Below are 19,638 nucleotides of genomic sequence, written 5' to 3'. Positions count from 1 at the left end.
CGGTAAGATTCAAATTGCTGTATTCTCAAACATCATCATATAAGATGCTATTTCTTCTTTAGCCTCTATATTGCTCTATACACAGTCCGCAAACTAACCGTTGCGTTTTTCCTGCTCCCGCAGTTCAATGCGGCGAATCTTACCTGAATTGGTCTTTGGCAGATCAGATACAAATTCAATTTTGCGTGGATATTTGTAAGGCGCTGTCCATTCCTTCACATGTCTTTGCAGTTCATGCGCGAGTCCCGTTGAGGCTTGGGAAGGGTCTCGCAGCACAACAAAGGCTTTGACAATGTTGCCCCGAATTTCATCGGGACTTGCAACGACAGCACATTCTTTCACACTCGCATGTTTCATAAGCGCTTCTTCTACCTCAAACGGCCCAATCGTGTATCCCGAACTGATGATGATATCATCACTGCGACCTTCAAACCAGAAGTAACCTTCTTCATCTTTTTTTGCCCGGTCACCTGTAACAAAATATTCCCCGCGCTGGTTCGCTTCCTTGCGACCCTCGTCCTCATAATAAGCACGGAACAGCGCCGGCATGTCCTTATGCACAGCAATATCTCCGACTTCGCCGGCAGGTAGTGGTTGTCCATCTTCGCCGATAATCTCGATCAGTCCCGGGGTAATGGACTGACCCATGGAACCGATGCGCACAGGCGCATCCTTCAAACTGCCGATTAACAGCGTGCTTTCCGTCTGTCCGTAACCATCGCGGATTGTAAGATCGAAATGACGCTGGAAGATTTCAATCACTTCCTGATTCAGTGGTTCGCCCGCCGATACAGCGCTGCGAAGATGGGATAAATCAAAATGTCCGAGATCATCCGTTTTTGCCATCAGGCGGTATTCCGTCGGTGTACAGCAGAGCACGTTAATTTGATGCGCCTGCATCAGTTCCAGATAACGCTTCGGCTGGAATGAGCCGTTGTATACCAAACCTGTTGCCCCTCTTCCGAGTACCGACAGGAACGGGCTCCAGATCCATTTTTGCCATCCAGGTGCTGCTGTTGCCCACACCATATCGGTCGGCTGGATATCCAGCCATAACGTGGATGCAATCCGCAGATGTGCGTAACCCCAGCCGTGGCTATGTACGACGCCCTTTGGATTCCCCGTCGTGCCCGAAGTATACGCGAGAATGGCCATATCATCACGATGCGTCTGAACAGCATGCATTTCTTCCGGCTGATTCTGCATCAATTGATGCACGTTAACCCAGTCTTCTCCAGGAACAGTATGGTCTCCGTTAGGTGATGCAACGATACGATGGGCAAGTGCTGGCAGATCGGAATTCATTTTTTCCACTTCCGATGTGGTCTCAGACCAGACAATGACTGCTTTCGCCGATGAATGCCGCAGACGATATTCCAAATCTTTCGCACGCAGCATCTCTGAAGATGGAATCACAGCAATGCCAAGTTTCAGACATGCAATATATATTACATAAGCGATAATCCGGCGTGGTACCATGACCAGCACCCGATCCCCTTTTACCAAACCAAGTTCACGCAGTCCTCCAGCGAGACGGTTAGCCTGTTTTAACAAATCACCGTACGTAATCTCCTCTACTTCTTGCTGATCGCTGAGCCATCTAAGTGCAATCCGATCTGACGGGTGGTTCTCCATCTCGGATGTCAGGTTATAGTTTTCAGGCGCAATCCACTGTTCAAAATTCAAATGGAGCCTCTCCTTTATCATCTAATATATATAAATTGAACAAGTTTACACATTCACTCCGATGACAGAATAACCTTCCTATCGCTGTTATCCCCAGATTTTTTTGATTCCCTTTTTAACGCGAAAAATCCGGTGATAAATGCGAAGCTTATGCTTACGATGTAGCTTTCTTACAGAAAGCTTTTAGCTTCGCTTCTCCAGTTTTTTCTGTCCTCTCCGTTTATGTGTAAAAATAGTTCATTTATATAACGTCTTTATATTATACATCAAATCCTATGACCAGGTACTATGAACAACAACCTTTTTATAATAAGAACAGGACTTTCTCATTCCATTCGTGATTATTTAGAGGTCACTTTCTCTGGAAGTCATGTATGCTGATGGGTTCAGTTCTTCGCTTTCGATAACAATCGCTGTTAGACCGATCTTTGATATGGTTTCATGCCATTCTCCCTTTTCCCAAAAAACAGCTTCTCCCGCTTTTATTTCGATAAAATCATCGTTCCCGCTTCGGACCTTTCCTGCTCCTGTCATAATGAGCATCAGTTGCGGTGATACGGCCTGGTGGTATCCAACCACACCGTTAGCGGGGATATGCATACAGCCTATATGCGCGTTACCGCTCGTTTGAATGATCCGAGACATCACAAAATTCGAGTCAAATTTCGTGATTGGCCTGCCGCTCTCGCGATCAAATCGATAAAACTCCATGATGCATCTCCCTTTCTTGCTCATCTGATAACCTAATAACGAATCATTCCAGTATAAACCTTATGCTACTCGATACGCCAGTTCTTCCCTTCTGAACATAAAAAGTACCCCTTCTCTATATAGAGAAAAGGTACTCAATATAAAATATTATCTATACAAGACGTTTACCAAGGGATGTTGCCGATGCCGTCCAAAATCGTATCCATCTCACTTAGGTCTGCAGCTGTTAATTCAGGAGCATTGAGCGCAGCAACATTTTCTTCAATCTGCGATACTCGGCTGGCTCCGATCAATGCAGACGTTACACGGTTACCACGTAATACCCAGTTGAGTGCAAGCTGTGAAATCGTCTGTCCTCGTCGTTCTGCCACGGCTTGCAGCGCTTCAAATTTCGCGATACGTTCGTCGGTATAAGATTCTTTTTTCAGATTTCCTGTAGGATTCGCCCGTTCCGCTTTGATTTTGTCCACGTATTTGTTCGTCAACTGACCTCGACCGAGTGGGCAAAACGCGATAGAACCTACACCTTGCTCGCCCAGCACATCTTGCAAACCATCTTCGATCCAGCGGTTCAGCATGGAATAGTTCGGCTGGTGAACGAGACAAGGTGTTCCGAGCCGGCGCAGCATGGTCACTGCTTCTTGCGTCTGTTGTGCATTATAGTTGGACAAGCCCACATATAACGCTTTTCCTTGCCTTACGATGTGATCCAGCGCTGTCATCGTTTCTTCCAATGGCGTGTCTGGATCTGGACGATGGTGATAGAAAATATCTACATAATCCAATCCCATTCGGCGCAAGCTCTGGTCGAGACTGGCAATCAAATTTTTACGGGAACCCCACTCGCCGTAAGGGCCGCTCCACATATGATACCCCGCCTTAGAAGAGATCAACAGCTCATCCCGGTAAGGACGCAGATGTTTGTGGTAGATCACCCCAAAGTTCTCTTCTGCTGACCCTGGGGGCGGCCCATAATTATTCGCCAGGTCGAAATGGTTAATACCGAGATCAAACGCACGTAAAATCATTTCTTCTTGAATATCGAGCGTGCGATTGCCGCCAAAATTCTGCCATAATCCCAGCGCAATCTGTGGCAGCTTAATGCCGGATTTTCCTGAGCGAGAATAGCTCATATCATCATAACGTTGTTCATTTGCAATATAAGGCATCGTTCATTCACTCTTTTCTGTAAAGTTGGTTAAGCAAGACCGTTAACACTCTTTTATCTTAGTCATTTTTCTGCATAAACGATATGGTTTATCACTACATCGATATGTAAAAATGATTGTTATATTTATACTCACACTTTAATTTATATATCATATATATTTTCATATATGTTAAAATGCATGAATCAACTGATTCACATAGGAGTGAACGCAATGATTACGTATATGTTCAAAAACACGCATTTTCAGGAGTTGCAGCTCCTTCATTATGGTACGGAAGCCTGCACACCTGGGCACCACTTCGGTCCAGCAATGAGAGATTACTATAAAATTCATTATGTTCTGAACGGCAAAGGCACGTTTGAAGTTGCAGGGAAGACCTACCATCTACAAAAGGGCCAAGGTTTCCTGATCGTGCCCCATTCGGTGGTACATTATAAGGCTGATCAAGATGATCCTTGGGAGTATAGCTGGGTTGCATTTCAGGGCACGCACAGTGCTTCCTTTTTACATCAAGCCTCTTTATCGGAACAACACCCCATTTTTGATCTCGGTGACGAAGACGACGAGATGCGCTCCTGTCTGCACCGCATCGTTCACTCTCGCACGACTCATAAAGGCTGGGAGATTAGTATGACCGGATGGCTGTATCAATTCTTTGCGATTCTGATCGATCATGCGCATGACGAAAACGCGCAGCCCACCGCAGATTATGGCAAAGAAGCTTATGTGACCCAGGTGATTGATTTTATCGAGATGAACTATGCCAACAACATTACAGTACAGTCCATCGCCTCTCACATCGGCTTGCAGCGAAGTTATCTGTGTTCCCTCTTTAAAGATCAGATCGGAAGCAGCATTCAATCTTATCTCGTCCATTATCGTATGCGCAGAGCAGCCGAGCTGACGCTTGATCTTAACCTGAGTATCGGGGATATTGCCCGTTCCGTGGGATATACAGACCAGCTTCTTTTCTCCAAAATGTTCAAAAAAGTGGTGGGTGAAGCTCCCACTTACTATCGCAAACACAAAACAGCACCTCCCTCATGATCCCATGTGTAGGAAGGTGCTTACCTAATTAATAAGATTATACGATTTACACGTTCTCAGGCATGGCAATGCCGACAACCTGTACTTTAACTTCTTTGACGATTACACCTGCCATCTGCTCCACAGCTTGCTGTACATTATGTTGCAGTTCCTGGCAGACCTCGTGCATCTTGCGGCCATACTGCACATTAATACGCAACTGAATCGATGCTTCATCATTTTGAATATGAATGTCAATTCCTTTTTGCAGACTTTTGCCGCTGATGCTCTTGGCAAGCCCTTCCGTCAGGCCAACTGACATCGAAGACACTCCTGGAGTGGTTTGTGCGGCCATGCCAACAATTTTGGACACAACATCATTAGAAATATGGATTGTTCCAAGTTGCACCGCTGGAGGCGCAATATATTCTGCTTCCGTTACACTTTTTTCAATCATTTCAGACATAAGTTCCTCTCCTTATGATCTTTTTTTGTTGTTCTAAGTATGGATGTTATCCCTTCTATTCTACCATGGTTTACGAGCAGTTACATTTCTGCCCTATGAGTAGCTCTTCTAAGGATTCTAGGGCGTGTCTCGAAACCTACTGAAGTGCATCTTTTACCCCCTTTTCGCCCCCTGCTACGTCACTTCCCCTTGAAGTGCCCCGGCACGACTGCGGGAAACTTCCTTGCTTGGAACGAAAATTCGGCAAAATCTGCTTTCTTCAGCGTTTTCAGATACGCCCTAAGCATTCTGCCATTTCTCTTTGAAAAACATCTGATAGATTCGAACCAGCAATATTTTCACAATCATATAGACGGGAATAATAATAAGGATACCAATGATTCCACCGAGGTCTCCAGCACCAAGCACCAGAATAATCGTCGTCAGCGGGTGGATATCCAGCTTTTTGCCGAATACGTACGGAGCAACAAGATTATCCTGGATCTGTTGCGATACGAGAATGATTACAAGTGACCAGATGGCAACCGACGGCGATACAACTAGACCCATAATGACGATGGGAATGGAAGAAACAATCGCTCCGATAAACGGTATAAAGTTCAGGATGACTGCGACCACCGTCAACAGCAGTGCGTACGGAAGGCCGATTAACAGAAAGCCGATATACATGAGTACACCAAGAGCCAGGTTGACGAGCACTCTGCCTACGATAAACCCACTCAAAGCCTGATCAATCTCCAGCACCACTTCACGGCTGTCTTTCTGGAATCGTTTAGGGGCAATCTTCACCAATTTGCGTCCAAACAGCTTGTCCTGCTTCAGCATGTAAAAAAGAATGATCGGGAACGTAAACAGAATGATTGCAAAGCTGGAAATTAACGAAATGAAGCCACTCACATAGTTGGTTACAAACGTAAATCCCTTATTCACATACTCTGTAACCTGCGATAATGGTGTGGAGTCGTTCGGAAACAACGCCTGAATCGCACCATTCTGCTCCAAATCTTTTAATTGCAGACTAAGTGCGTTCAATAGATTAGGCGCATTCTCGACCAGGTTCACCAGTTGCTCTCGCAAAGAAGGCCACAACCCCACGATAAACGCCACACCCAGCATAATAGCCACAACGTAGATTAGCAGAATACTTAGCGTTCGATTCAAATATTTTAATTTCTCCAAATAACCCACGAGCGGCCGCAACAAGTAATAAAAAAATACGGACAGCATCATTGGTACGGTAATCACCGTAATCATTGTGACAAGCGGCTGAAAGATAAAGCTCACACGGGATAATAAATAGATATTAACCAATACTAGGGCCAGTGCAATACTGAACCGGACAAATGAATTACCTTTAAACAATAGATTTCCCTCCATATCGCCGTTCTTCTGCTTTGAATTTTTCTTTTCTCTCTATATTATTATTACTATATATCAAGTCCCTTCATTTCTGCTAATCCTTCTATCTTAAATCTTTCTTAACTAAAAAAAGAAAACCCTGACCTACCGGCCAAGGCTGATAAAAAGTAGTGAAATGTATAAGGTGGAATACTAATTCTGTCATCGGAGTCCGTGTGTAAATTTCAAAGCAACTAATACAAGGTGAGCTTGTTTTTACACGAGCTTCGAATACATATGACGCAGATAACGCCAGCGCACCAGTGCAAAGAATACGACCTGCATCGAGACAAACACCATGAAGATACGAAGACTGTGTTCCAGAACAGAAAACTGAACCAGCTGATAGAGTGCCGCAAATGCCACCGAGCTGTGAATCAAAGCCACCAGAAGCGGAAAGAAAAACATCAACACGAGCTGTCTTGTTACGATTTTGCGAAGTTCGGGGCGGCTGAGTCCCATTTTCCCAATCATCCGATACTGTGCCTCGTCTCGCTCCAGATCTGCATACAGCCTGAAATACGTGAAGCTCGCCGCGAAGGTGAAGAACACAATACCGATCAATCCGCTGACGATGAGAATAATGCCATTGGTTTGTTTATTATTCAGCCAATCTACGACAAGAGAAGTGAACTGAACATATCCCTTCTCCGGACGGTCTTTCTGAATCGTATCCAGCAATTCCGGAGCAAAGCTGCGCGTCGACATCCAGTCTTTTACCACAAAAAACGTCGTCTGATCGGAGTAAAAATCAATATCCATCTTAATCTCTGCAATGTATGCTTCTCGAATCTTGGAATACAGGTCATCAGAAACAACGTAGACGCCCGCCTCACCATCCATCGGAAACACGATATCGGTTGCCGGTGGCAACATCTGCATTTGTAAATGCTGCTGTTCACCAACATACAAGTCAGCGGAGTATGGGTAACTGTCCTCTTTCGTATCTAACAGTTTATTACGCGCACTTATATTGGGTGCTGTATTAAACGCCAGATCATTACGGTCCAGCACCCGTTCTTCATAGCCAAGCGCTTTGGCAAGACGGTTATAATCACTCAGTTTTACGATGTAGTTGTTATTGTTCTCATAAAGTGGCTGATAACTACCTTTCACATATGGAACTTCGCGATTAACCAGCGTCTCTTCAATTTTTCGGATCTGACGATCAACAACCGCTGAATCCGTAAAGCCTGAATTCGTATAGGTAAAAGCATATGGATTCGTCATGGAAGACAGCCTTGGATCACCTATAGTCAGCATGCTGCCAATGCCTGTAAACGCGGAAGCAGAGATAACACTGACCATAAAAAACATCACGGCATTATCTTTCATACGATAGGTAAGCTCGGACAGGAAGAGCAGATTGGTTTTACGTAAAAATAACCCTTCATTCTTTTTCAGTGCCCGAATGACATACACGCTAAGCTGCGTAAACAATAGATACGTACCTGCAATAACACTTAGCACGCTGCCAAAAAGCAAAGGGAAAATATACGAACCCCAAGCAAAAATAAATACGCCGGTATATCCTCCACCAATCAATACTACTGAGAGCAGCGACAGCAAACGCGACGCCTTAGGTTCAGGCTTCGGTTTCTCCTCCGATTTCACGAGATCAATCAGCGTTCCCTTACGGATCAACAACGACGACGATAGAGCAATAACCACAAAGAGCAACAGAAATGCTCCAGCTGTTAAGAGAATTCCTTTGAGTGGAAAATAAAATTTCAGACTGTTCTCCACCGCAAGCATGGAACCGCAAATGAGCAAAACTAATTTACCAAATATGAGTCCAAGTCCGATACCCGCCACGATGGAAGCTAGGCCGATACACATATTTTCCATAAATAAAAGTCGGTTCATCTGTTTCCGAGTCATGCCGATGATCAGGAAGATACCAAATTCCTTCTTCCGAGTCTTCAGAAAGGAACCGACCGAATACAGTAGAAACAGAAAAGAGAATATGAAAATTATGATTTCGGCAATCATCAGACCCTGGTTAGCAAGCACCGTCACCGTTTGGGAAGAACCTTTCAAACCATCTTTTAAATCCGGATGAAACAACAGCAACGCATAGATAAAAAAGATCATCACGGAGAACGTACTGCTTAGAAAATGAGCCAGATAAATCCGTTTGTTTCGAACAACGTTATTAATGGCGAACTGGCGAAAATTCATGTCCAGAGCCTCCCATCAGGGATAATACGTTAATAATTTTCTGATAAAAGGCCGCCCGATTATCACCGTAATGAATTTCGTTGTATAACTTGCCATCTTTGATGAAAACGACCCTGCTACAATAGCTGGCCGCAACAGCATCGTGGGTTACGAGCAACATCGTCGCCTGATCCTCTCGATTGCGCTGTTCAAGAATCTCCATCACATCCTTGGCAGCCTTGGAATCCAGATTACCTGTCGGCTCATCCGCCAGAATCAGCTTGGGAGAATGGATTAACGCTCGAGCGATCGCTGTACGCTGCGCCTGACCTCCCGATATTTCATACGTGCGTTTGTTTAAAATTCCTTCAATGCCTAATTTGTTTGCAAGCTCTACTACTCGCGCATTCATCTCCCGAACGGAAATACCGTCTAATGTTAATGGGAGTACGATATTTTCCTTCACCGTCAGTGTGTTAAGCAAGTTGAAAGATTGAAAGACAAAGCCCAGTTCTCTGCGCCGGAATAAAGCCAGCTGATCCGAATCCAGATCAAATGGGTTCTGACCCGCGATCCGTAACTCACCTGATGTCGGATGATCAATGGTTGAAATCATGTTGAGCAGCGTTGTTTTGCCACTACCGGACGGTCCCATAATGCCCACAAACTCTCCTTCTTGAATACTAAGGTCAATGCCTGACAACGCTTCATAGGATACAATCCCTTTATAAATTTTGCTGATCTGTTTGACGGAGCATATCTCCATACGTACAACTCCTTTAACGATTAACGTCTAATTTTAACTTCTTCGTACTCAACTTCTTAGCTAACCTTCTGACTACAGTCTACCCGAAACCCCACTCATTCTCCTATGGGTTAACCTTTCACCAACATGACAATATTGTAAGGTTCCGTACCCTTCCAAGATCGCAAGAAAAAAACGCCTCCTCCCAGTATGGTAAAAGGCGTCGTTATCATTCACACTTAATTCATATTCAACTTCATATATAAATTCAGGTTCGATTATTATTTTCCTGCATTCAAACCGAAAAGGTAATTCGGACTGTCGTTCCTTCACCATGCACCGATTCAAGTTCAATCTGATGATTCATACGTGTCAGCACTTCCTTCGCGATGTACAGCCCCATGCCAGTAGATTCCTTAAAATGTCTTCCGTTCTCCCCGGTGAAAAAGGGTCTAAACACCCGGTTCAGGTCCGATTTGGGTATGCCAATCCCATGATCCTCAACTTCCAGTACAATCTTATGTTCCGCTTCGTAGGCGCGCACATGCACTTTCTGTCCACTGCCCGCGGCATACTTGATGGCATTGGATAACAGCTGTACGAGCACAAATCGAACCCACTTTGCATCGGATTGCACCACTAGCGAAGCATCAATTTGCATCTCGGGATACACATGGTTACGAATGAAAAATCGTTTCAACTCATGAATCGCTTCTTCACCTACCGCTCGGAGTTCAACCGGCTCAACGCTGAAGTCCTGCTCGAAGGTATCTAGCCTTGCGACATATAGAACCGTTTCCAACCCCCGTCGCATCTGATCTGCTTCCTCACGAATACTGCGAAATCGAGCATCATCGTCCTCCTGCTCTTCCACAGTCAGCTCAATGACAGATAACGGTGTTTTCATCTGATGCACCCACTGGTTCATAAACGTAAGATACTCCTGCTGTTTTTGTTCGAGCCGGCTCAGATGCGCGTGATATTGACCGTACTGGGAATCCAGCAGTTTTTCCAAAGAGGCTGATAACGGTGCTGTCTCATGTAGTGCTACCAATTCATTAAGCGAATACACTGGCTGTGTCATCCGGTTGTAAAAGGCTCGATGTGACAAGTAACGATACACCAGATAACCAGTATACAAAAACAAGCCCAGTCCTGCGGCATATAGCGCCGTCTTCCAATGATCGTATCCATCGTACCAAAATACAGCAACCACGGTGAACATGATCGCAAACACCCAGCATGTCAGAGCGATATGTTCTCGGATAAACAGCTTCATAATGAGGGGGCTACTTTCCAGTTATTAATCAGCCTGTATCCGGAGCCTCTCACCGTTTCCAGCGCATCGGTAATACCCAGTTCGGCAAGACGTTTGCGTACCCGCGTGATATTAACGCTAAGGGTGTTATCATCCACAAACGAGTCATCCCATAACTTCTCCAAAATGGTTTCCCGACTGACCAGCTTTGGACTGCGACGCATCAGCGTTTCCAGTAGAATGGTTTCCTTTTTGGTAAGCTGTACTTTCTGATCGCCGAGTTCGATCTCGAGCCTTTCCAAGTACACCACGAGTCCGTCCAGTTCGACCTTACGTTCCTCATCTCGGGCAGCATAATCTCCATACACCCGGCGCAGCTGACTCCGAATTTTAGCCATAACAATCTCATGTTCGAACGGCTTGGTAATATAATCATCGGCCCCGTTCTCCAGCGCCATGACCTGATCCATCTTGCCACTCCTCGCGGAAATAAACAGGATCGGACATGTCGATATCGTCCGAATCTGTCTGCACCAGTAAAACCCGTCATAGCTCGGCAAGTTGATATCCAGTAATACAACATGAGGCTGGAGTTGCTTGAATTGTTCCGTCACCTGCTCAAAGTCTTCGACGAATACAGCTCGGTCCCCATAGCGCTCGATATGTGATTTCAGTAGTCCCGCAATTTTGGGATCATCTTCGATAATCATAATGGTATACATCAAAAGCTCTCTCCTCTAACCTGTTATGATGGCAAATTCCCCTCTATCCATAGCCAAATCATAACACAGGATAGATTAGCGGGCATCGATTTGCTTGCGCCAGCTTCGAATATCTGCGTTTAACTGCTTAACATCTCCAGTGGCCTCTTGGTCGTCAGACAACTTGAAATGCTGTTTCAATGCCAGAATACGATACACACTCTCATCAATACGGGACTCCTTGATTTTGCCCGACTTGACTGCGTTAATTAATGTATCAAAAATCGTTTTGGCACTCTCATAACTATGAGCCACCAGCAAAATATCACTTCCGGCCTGAACCGTTGCGATTGCAGCCTCGTTCAATGGGTAGTTTTTCGAGATCGCTCCCATGCTCAGATCATCGGTAATCACTACACCGTCATACTTGAACTTTCCTCTTAGATGATCCCCGATGATTACTTTCGACAGAGATGCTGGGTAATCGGGGTCCAGCTTGGGAAACAAAATATGGGCAACCATTACCGCTTCCGCCTGTTCTTTTACGGCCGCCTGAAATGGAATCCACTCCAGCGCTGCAAGCTGTTTCTCCGATTTGTTCACCACAGGCAAGTCCAGATGAGAATCGACGGAAGTATCGCCATGCCCAGGGAAATGTTTTACTACCGGAATAACTCCTTCACTGCGGAGCCCCTTCATCTCGGCGATCCCCATACGTGTCACCAGGTCAGCATTAGAACCGAAGGATCGATCCCCGATGACTGGATTTTTCGGATTACTGTTAATATCCAGCACCGGTGCAAAATCAACATTAAAACCGGCAAGCTTGATCTGTCTCGCTAGCAAAGCTCCCATCTTCTCAGCAAGCTTGGTATCATCGGTTTTGCCTACTTTTCGATTGGAAGGAATGGACTCAACCGAGTCTGGCATCCGACTTACCTTGCCACCCTCTTGATCGACACTCATCAAGATGGGCACCGGGTTTTGCTGATTCGCCTTTTTAATCGATTGCACAAAAGCAGCCGTTCCCTGAAGTGTCGTTACGTTGTTGGCGTAGAAAATAATGCCGCCGATCTTCTGGCCCGCAATCATCTGTTTCGCCTGATCATCTAGCGTTGTTCCCTGCACACCAGCAAGAATCATCTGCCCCACTTTTTCTTCCAGCGTTAGTTGCTGAAGCTGTTCCTTTACTAGGTCAGTCTCTTCCGCTGGTGAGTCCTCCCGAGGTTCTTCTTGTACTTCATCTTGAGGTGGAGCGGCGTTATTCCCAGAAGGTGAATGATTTTGGTTCGCTTCTGTTCCATTATTGTTATCTGTTGCAGTTGAAGGCTTTGGGGGTTGTCCACATGCGGCCAGTAACAGGCTCAGAGCAACAATCACAGACAGCATCAGTACGAATCTGAACTGCCGATTGAAGCGCAGGTTTGTATTCATGTTCAAGGATGTTCTTCCTCCCTATATCTTATCTGTTCTGGAAATTTTGGAGTTCGTTCAGGCCTAACCTTACCATAAGGTAAATGATTTTCAAAATAGGTCTTATATAAGTTGAACTAAAGATTTTACACGGCCCCTCCGATGACAGAATAACCTGGAGAGTAGCGGTTATCCCCAGATTTTTTAGATTCCCTTTTCCAAAGGGGAAAATCCGGTGATAAAGGCGAAGCCTATGCTTCCGAGGTAGCTTTCTTTCAGAAAGCTTTCAGCTCCGCTTTTTCAGGTTTTTTCTGTCCTCTCCGTTTTTGTGTAAAAGAATAGTCCAACTTATATAGATGTGAAAAGTATTCTTGCTCCTTGGATCTGGATGTGGCATAAATAGCTTTTTAACAGTGCGCGGACGTTAACGTAATGGATATGTTCTGAGTAAATGCGGATTTCTGTTTTCTATTGTGAATTTTTCATATAATGAAATATTTATTAATCGAAGATTGTGGGTATTAAGTTTGATGTTCAAGAGGATGGTTATTAGAAAAATAAAAAACCGCCCTGCGGCGGCTCTGCTGTTGATTTTAAATTCCTTTTTATCCCGTTGTTATGGATGTAATCACATATTAAGTATGCTTATTTCGAATTTTTCATATAATGAAATTTTTTAGTGTAATTTGGATAAAACTTCACTTGTAAAAGGAATGATATCAGCATTATGACCTTCTTTCACTTTAAGCGGCCATTCCGGATCACTCAGTAGCACACGTCCCAGTGCAATGAGATCAAATTCCCCATTCTCCATCTTATCATTCAGCAAATCAAGATGCGCATCTCCTGTTTCTTGCTTTTCACTGCCACGTTCAACAAACTCTGCCTCTAAACCTACTGAACCAACCGAAATCGCGGGTTTGCCTGTTATTTTCTGGGTCCAGCCCGCAAGATTGAGATCAGAACCTTCAAATTCCGGCAACCAGAAGCGGCGTGTGGAACAATGGAAAATATCTACCCCCGCTGCGCTGAGCGGTTCCAAAAACTGTTTCAGCTCCTCTGGCGATTCGACCAGTCTTGCCTCGTAACTGCCCATTTTCCATTGCGAGAAACGAAGAACAATTGGAAAGTCAGGTCCCACTGCAGCACGGCAAGCTTCGATCACTTCGACTGCAAACTGTGTTCGGCGTACTAAATCTCCACCATACTTGTCAGATCTACGATTCGTCTGAGCCCAGAAAAATTGATCAATTAAATATCCATGCGCACCATGCAACTCAATTCCATCAAAACCGATACGTTTCGCATCAGCCGCTGCTTGAGCATAGGCTTGTATAAGCTCTTGGATCTCCTCTTCCGTTAATGGTTCGTAAGCCGCTTCACCAGCCATACTGATTCCGGACGGACTAACCGGGTGAGCCTCTGCATTAGGTAAATCTCCAGAGCGCCTTGCAGTGCCAACGTGCCAGAGCTGAGGCATTATTTTCCCGCCAGCATCGTGAACAGCCTTGACCACATTCGCCCATCCTTGCAGTGCTTCTTCACCATAAAAAAGTGGAATGTTCTCACCACTTACTGAGGAGGGATGGTTTATCCCTGTGCCTTCTGTAATAATAAGTCCCACGCCGCCAGCCGCTCTAAGGCGGTAATAGTCAGCCACATCGGGCCCTGGCACACCGCTCGGTGAAAATCCCCGCGTCATCGGTGCCATAACAATTCGATTGGGCAAGGTAAGTTTGTCAGATGTAAACGGTTTAAACAATGATAAAGGTATGTTCATGATTTAGTCTCCTTTGCAATGTGAAGTATACATTTCGCACTTACCTTGAGATGTGACATGCTTTTGATACATTAAGCAGTGGTCTACGCCTGTAGACTGTCATGAATATTTCTCTTTATCCATTTTATAGATTCTTATTTTTATTTTCAAACAAATTTCTCACACGAAACTGAACCACAAAAAAAAGAACAGCTTCGGAAGAGCCGCTGTCCGTTGACCTGGGTGCTGCAGATTGTCTGCACGATGAATATCATCAGCACATCGCCGGGTCACCAACAATGTGGATGCAGCATAGTATATAATCCATAATCTTCCTTCTATTTTAATTCGAATTCACGGGAATATCCACTCGATTTACTCGTAATAGTTTTCCAGATGAGGGGGATAGAACATCAGGGTCTGTACCTAATCCAAAATAAAAATCGCCATCAAGCTCCTCAAATGACTTGGCATACGTGTCCTGTGTGAAGCGTAAGATTTCATTCCATGTTGTCAGATCATTGGTTTGATAGACTCTGCTCACGTAGACATTGGCCTGCTTGCGAGTGTACGTTAACACATAAACTTTATCATCACGCACAAGTAGGTCTGTTGGCAACGCATTCGCATCTGCCAGATTGACACGACTCGCCTGGTTGATATCCGTCATCACATTCAAAGACTTCGGCAACAGTTGACTATCATTGAAGACACCGCCAGCAATGTACACCAGCTTATTGTTAAAATTAATATTTTTACCGATTTTGTTATACGGAACTGTACCTTGTTGATAGGTTAACCCAGGTAACATTTTGCTGCCGTAGACGGCTACATCTCTTTTTTCCAAACGCTCATTAATCTCCAGTATATTCGTTTTGTCATTCCATATTTTATTGGCGGGGTACATCATTCCGGAGGCATACAATTTCCCCTTGATTTCAAACAGGGTATAAGCTCTAAAGCCAAATGTGTTGATCGTTGCATACTGCTGCCAACTTTGCCCATCATTATGTGAGATTAAGACGGTCGGTTTGGTTTCTGTGCCAAGTGCAGCAAACAGCTTGCCTTGATAATATGCGAGATCATAGACATGAACACCCTTGGGCAGATTGCGATATTTGGTCCACACCCCTTCATCCAAGCGGTAAAAGTTGCCAAAGTCCCAGCTTTCACCATCGGAGTCATGACCAGGGATATACAGTTTTCCATTTAAAACCTTATAGAGATCAATCTGTTCTTCATCCACGTACATTTTTGTCGAGGGTATAATGCTCGGATTACTGTTCGTCACCGCCTGTGTCTCAAACTTGGCATTCGCTGCATCATAGTATACGACAGGGATCGGTCCCGCATTTTGTGCAGGTCCCGTATTGCTGCTGTTTCCATGACCTAAATAAATTTTACCGTTGTATAGTTGCATGTCCCATACGTTGTTGGCATAAGGTGATTTGTTAAAAGCCCTCCCTAATAATTCCAGTTTGCTTGTCACATCTACGGATTGGAGCGGGGCATTTGACACTTGCATATCCCCTCGCTCTGTAGCCGCAGGTCTTATAGCCGGTGTGTTCGTCTTGGGTTTGGGGTTCCCCATGAGCATCCAGCCTGCTCCGGCGATAAGAGCCAGCCCAATCGCTGCCCAGGTTGCTTTCCTTTGCATATCCGCATCCTCCTTCAACATAATCACTTTAAATACGTTCAAAAAAGATACAAATTGTATCTTTTTATAGTATGTAAAAGGTGCGTACACTGCAACAAATTTCGCCCTTTTCAGCAAAAAAAGTAGACGCTCGTATCCGAAGATATGAGGTCTACTATAAGAATTGAAGAACTATTCTGCCTTAACCAAAATTTTCACCTGATTTTTTTCTTTAAGCAGTGCTTCAAAACCGTGTTCTACAACCTCATCCAGTACAATTCGTTTGGTCACTAGCTTCTCGGCCGGGAAAAATCCTTTCTCCATCAAACGGATGACAGCCGGGAACACATCGCGATAACCGATGATGCCGTTCACTGTTCGCTCTTTCATCACAATGGAGTTTGGTTGCATTGGCGCCTCTTGTTCAAAAATGCTTACAATCATCAGTTCGCCACCAATACGTGTTGAGTCAATCGCTTGTTGCAACACACGAGGCACACCTGTTACTTCGTAGGCTACATCGACTCCCCCTTGCGTACGCTGGTGAATCTCTTCAACCACTTGAACCTCGGTTGGGTCAATCACAATGGCACCAAGCTCTTTCGCTTTTGCTTTACGCTCCGGTGACAGCTCCACAACATAAATATCGGATGCTCCGGATGCCTTGAGCGCTTCAATCACCAGCAGTCCAATTGGGCCTGCACCAAATACCGCTGCCGTATCCCCAACGTTCAGTTTACTCTGGCGTACAGCGTGCAGAGCTACTGCAGAAGGTTCAACCAGAGCGCCCTGCTCATAGGAAATGGAATCGGGAATGGCATGAACCATCTTCTCGTCTGCTGTTACATACTCGGAGAATCCCCCTCCACCCCCGGCCAGACCTAAAAATCCCATCTTGTCACACAAATTGTATCTGCCCTGTTTACAAGCTTCGCAATGACCACATGCATAAATCGGCTCTACAACCACACGATCACCGGCCTGAAAACGAGTCACCCCTTCACCCACTTCAACCACTTGTCCGGAAAACTCATGCCCCATAACCACAGGTGCTTTTTCCCCTGTTAGCGGATGCGGATCCTGAGCAGGGATAAAAATCGGCCCAGCTGTGTATTCATGTAGATCGCTGCCACAGATCCCGCACCATTCCACTTTTATTTTCACTTTACCCTGTTCAATCTGAGGTTCAGAAATATGTTCCAGACGAAGATCTTTGACACCGTGCCAACGCAATGCTTTCATTTCATTCATCTCCCAAATAATTGATTCGTATAATATCGGAAACGTTTCCGTAAATTAAATATGTCACATTTGAGATACCCTGTCAAACATATTTCTCCATAAATATGTCAATCTCGTGAGTAAATTCGTCGATTAATCTGCTGTTTTGCGCTGATATGGAGAATAAACAATTTAGTTCTTCTAAGATTTCGTTTATTCTTGATGATAAATTAGAAAATTAAACATAAAAATGCATAAACTTACATCATTTTCAGTTTGTTGACGGGCTACTGGGTTTCTGCAATGGTATAATCAAGTTATATGCATACTTTGCAATACATACATAAGCCGAAAATACGGAATCGTTTCCGATGAAGTGAGGTCAATGATAAAGTGAGTAAAGAGCAGAAAATCACGATTAAAGATGTCGCTGAACGCGCTGGTGTAGGAATTGCTACCGTATCGCGGGCTATTAACAACTCGGATGGAATCAGCAGTGCAACACGAGAAAAGGTTATGCGTGCCATAGAAGATTTAGGCTTTGTTCCGAACACCTCTGCACAGAGTCTCAAAATCAGGCAAACGCATCAGATTGCACTTGTTGTTCCGGATATCCGTAACGCCATCATTCCTGAAATCTCCTGGTCCGTTGAGCAGACCGCGAAACAGCACGGGTACCATGTTGTGCAGATTAACACAGCTGGCAATGCCAGAACAGAACTTGAAACGATACGTAATGTGAAGAAATTACACGTCGATGGTCTCATTTTCATGCCGCTTGCCTATCCAAAAACACTGCCCGGTCTTATTGACAAAGCACCTCTTCCAATCTCGATTATTAACTACGGAAAAAAATTGGAGCCTGGCATTCATGCCGACATCGTCTCTTTGTCGCAACCTGAAGGAAAACTGGTTATGGAACATCTGTTTAAAATCGGAAGAACCCGTATTGCTTATGCCGGAGCTCCCAAAGATATTATTGAGGAGCGCTATCGTGCTTACGAGCAGGCTGTCGGTCATGTGGATATTTCCCTCGTTTACTTCGGAGAGGACTTCTCACTTGCTACGGGAGCAAGTGCAGCGGATTATTTCTACGGTTTGACCCATATGCCGGATGCGGTCTATGCAATCAATGATATGGTTGCCATTGGACTTGTGAACCGCTTTAAAGAGTTGGGCGTACGAGTACCCGAGGATGTTGCTGTGGTAGGCGTGGATAACAATCAATGGACAACGGTGTCGTCTCCTCAGATTAGTTCCGTCTCGATCATGGGTGAGGAGGTCGCTCGTCTCGCAACGGAATTGTTGCTTAAACGGGTTCGTGAGATGAGCACTTCCGATTACGAACATATCCAGTTCGAACCGCGCTTGATTGTCCGCGAGTCCAGCGTAGCTATGATTCGCTCGTCAAACGCGATAAACAATACCCGTTCCTAGAATGAGTACAAACTGATCCGTACACAATTATCGCAGTATCCATTCGTTGAATGAATATGTAATTTACGTTCTGCAATGGAGAGCAATCATGATGCTCCATGATGGAGATACAAAAACGAGCTTCTTATTTTCAAATAAGAGGCTCGTTTCTATGGTCGTTGTTCTCCAATATAGATAACGCCGCCTGAATGCTTTGCTCGATGAACGAACGATCCGGTCCCGATTTCATTAGCACGGTTAACCCGATCATCGAAACGACTAAGCTTTGTGCCACAAGCCCAGCGTTTAACTCATCTGATAACTCTCCATTCCGCTGACCTTTTTCGAGTGCTTCTCTGAAAATGACCGCCAAATACATCTGATGCTCACGTGTTAACACAGCAAACTTTGGATCATGAGGAGCCAGTTCAACCATGGTGTTGATACAAAAACAACCGTGACTAGCATTAACTTTCTTCTCCTCTGATGTAATCCAGTCAAAAACAGCGCGCAAATCTTCTTGGACGGACTTACCATGACCTAACATTGCTCTAATTTGCGCAGCATGTAAAGTGGTATATCTACGAAGCACATGTTCAAACAACTCCAATTTATCTCCGAAAGCCGCATACAAACTGGGTCGCTGAATCCCCATTGCCGTTGTTAAATCGGTTAGTGAAGTTGCCTCGAACCCTTTAAGCCAAAATACATGCATAGCAGCATCCAGTGCTTCTTCTGTATTAAACTCTCTCTTTCTAACCATAACACCCCTCCTTTATTTATCGAACAGTATAGTTATATATTAACGCAATGATTCGAAAAGTCAAAATGTATTTCAATCATCAACTCACCCTACCCCTTCAATCTACA

16 protein-coding genes are annotated in these 19,638 nt (G+C 44.8%); 2 read left to right on the top strand and 14 right to left on the bottom strand.

Going from position 1 to position 19,638, the window contains the following annotated elements:
• Positions 1-93: 93 nt before the first annotated feature.
• From ABIE27_RS17720 to ABIE27_RS17710, 3 genes are all read right to left on the bottom strand, one after another.
• Complete coding sequence (locus tag ABIE27_RS17720) at positions 94-1,707, bottom strand: acyl-CoA synthetase (protein WP_429351103.1); 1,614 nt, start codon at positions 1,705-1,707, stop codon at positions 94-96.
• A 324-nt stretch (positions 1,708-2,031) separates the two neighbouring features.
• Positions 2,032-2,397 (bottom strand): cupin, encoded by a 366-nt coding sequence (locus tag ABIE27_RS17715; protein ID WP_123063695.1) that lies wholly within the window; start codon positions 2,395-2,397, stop codon positions 2,032-2,034.
• A 164-nt stretch (positions 2,398-2,561) separates the two neighbouring features.
• Positions 2,562-3,566 carry an aldo/keto reductase gene (locus ABIE27_RS17710; protein ID WP_123063696.1) on the bottom strand — a complete coding sequence of 335 codons (1,005 nt, stop codon included), beginning with the start codon at positions 3,564-3,566 and terminating at the stop codon, positions 2,562-2,564.
• A 213-nt stretch (positions 3,567-3,779) separates the two neighbouring features.
• Here ABIE27_RS17710 and ABIE27_RS17705 point away from each other — a divergent pair, with 213 nt between their 5' ends.
• Positions 3,780-4,616, top strand: a complete 837-nt coding sequence (locus tag ABIE27_RS17705) for an AraC family transcriptional regulator (protein ID WP_123063697.1) — start codon at positions 3,780-3,782, stop codon at positions 4,614-4,616.
• A gap of 46 nt (positions 4,617-4,662) precedes the next feature.
• Here ABIE27_RS17705 and ABIE27_RS17700 read toward each other — a convergent pair whose 3' ends face one another.
• From ABIE27_RS17700 to ABIE27_RS17655, 10 genes are all read right to left on the bottom strand, one after another.
• On the bottom strand, positions 4,663-5,061 hold the full coding sequence (locus tag ABIE27_RS17700; protein ID WP_123063698.1) for an Asp23/Gls24 family envelope stress response protein: 399 nt from the start codon (positions 5,059-5,061) through the stop codon (positions 4,663-4,665).
• A gap of 279 nt (positions 5,062-5,340) precedes the next feature.
• Positions 5,341-6,423, bottom strand: coding sequence for an AI-2E family transporter (locus ABIE27_RS17695; RefSeq protein ID WP_429351102.1), 1,083 nt, complete (start codon positions 6,421-6,423; stop codon positions 5,341-5,343).
• 252 nt (positions 6,424-6,675) lie between these two features.
• Positions 6,676-8,640: an FtsX-like permease family protein gene (locus ABIE27_RS17690; RefSeq protein ID WP_429351101.1), complete on the bottom strand. Its 1,965-nt coding sequence runs from the start codon at positions 8,638-8,640 to the stop codon at positions 6,676-6,678.
• Positions 8,615-9,385 (bottom strand): ABC transporter ATP-binding protein, encoded by a 771-nt coding sequence (locus tag ABIE27_RS17685; protein WP_123063701.1) that lies wholly within the window; start codon positions 9,383-9,385, stop codon positions 8,615-8,617. The genes ABIE27_RS17690 and ABIE27_RS17685 overlap by 26 nt, the downstream gene beginning before the upstream one ends.
• A gap of 274 nt (positions 9,386-9,659) precedes the next feature.
• A complete protein-coding gene (locus tag ABIE27_RS17680; protein WP_192895073.1) occupies positions 9,660-10,643 on the bottom strand; it encodes a sensor histidine kinase in 984 nt (327 codons plus the stop codon).
• Positions 10,640-11,344: a response regulator transcription factor gene (locus ABIE27_RS17675; RefSeq protein ID WP_123063703.1), complete on the bottom strand. Its 705-nt coding sequence runs from the start codon at positions 11,342-11,344 to the stop codon at positions 10,640-10,642. Before ABIE27_RS17675 ends, ABIE27_RS17680 begins: the two co-directional genes overlap by 4 nt.
• Positions 11,345-11,419: 75 nt before the next feature.
• Entirely contained in the window at positions 11,420-12,757 is a 1,338-nt protein-coding gene (gene nagZ / locus ABIE27_RS17670) for a beta-N-acetylhexosaminidase (RefSeq protein ID WP_429351151.1), read from the bottom strand.
• Positions 12,758-13,412: 655 nt separating this feature from the next.
• Complete coding sequence (locus ABIE27_RS17665; RefSeq protein WP_123063704.1) at positions 13,413-14,516, bottom strand: NADH:flavin oxidoreductase; 1,104 nt, start codon at positions 14,514-14,516, stop codon at positions 13,413-13,415.
• Between the two features lie 322 nt (positions 14,517-14,838).
• Positions 14,839-16,152 carry a hypothetical protein gene (locus ABIE27_RS17660; RefSeq protein WP_429351100.1) on the bottom strand — a complete coding sequence of 438 codons (1,314 nt, stop codon included), beginning with the start codon at positions 16,150-16,152 and terminating at the stop codon, positions 14,839-14,841.
• A 171-nt stretch (positions 16,153-16,323) separates the two neighbouring features.
• Positions 16,324-17,373, bottom strand: a complete 1,050-nt coding sequence (locus ABIE27_RS17655; RefSeq protein WP_123063706.1) for a 2,3-butanediol dehydrogenase — start codon at positions 17,371-17,373, stop codon at positions 16,324-16,326.
• 372 nt (positions 17,374-17,745) lie between these two features.
• Here ABIE27_RS17655 and ABIE27_RS17650 point away from each other — a divergent pair, with 372 nt between their 5' ends.
• Positions 17,746-18,789, top strand: a complete 1,044-nt coding sequence (locus ABIE27_RS17650; RefSeq protein ID WP_123063707.1) for a LacI family DNA-binding transcriptional regulator — start codon at positions 17,746-17,748, stop codon at positions 18,787-18,789.
• A gap of 130 nt (positions 18,790-18,919) precedes the next feature.
• On the opposite strand, the gene ABIE27_RS17645 is transcribed toward ABIE27_RS17650, so the two are convergent.
• Complete coding sequence (locus tag ABIE27_RS17645) at positions 18,920-19,531, bottom strand: TetR/AcrR family transcriptional regulator (protein WP_123063708.1); 612 nt, start codon at positions 19,529-19,531, stop codon at positions 18,920-18,922.
• Positions 19,532-19,638: the final 107 nt, after the last annotated feature.

Origin of the sequence: Paenibacillus sp. 4624 (assembly GCF_050435065.1) — a bacterium.
GTDB classification, from domain to species: domain Bacteria; phylum Bacillota; class Bacilli; order Paenibacillales; family Paenibacillaceae; genus Paenibacillus; species Paenibacillus amylolyticus_D.
The sequence above is the reverse complement of the archived record's forward strand: the minus strand, read 5'-3'. Positions and strand labels throughout refer to the sequence as shown.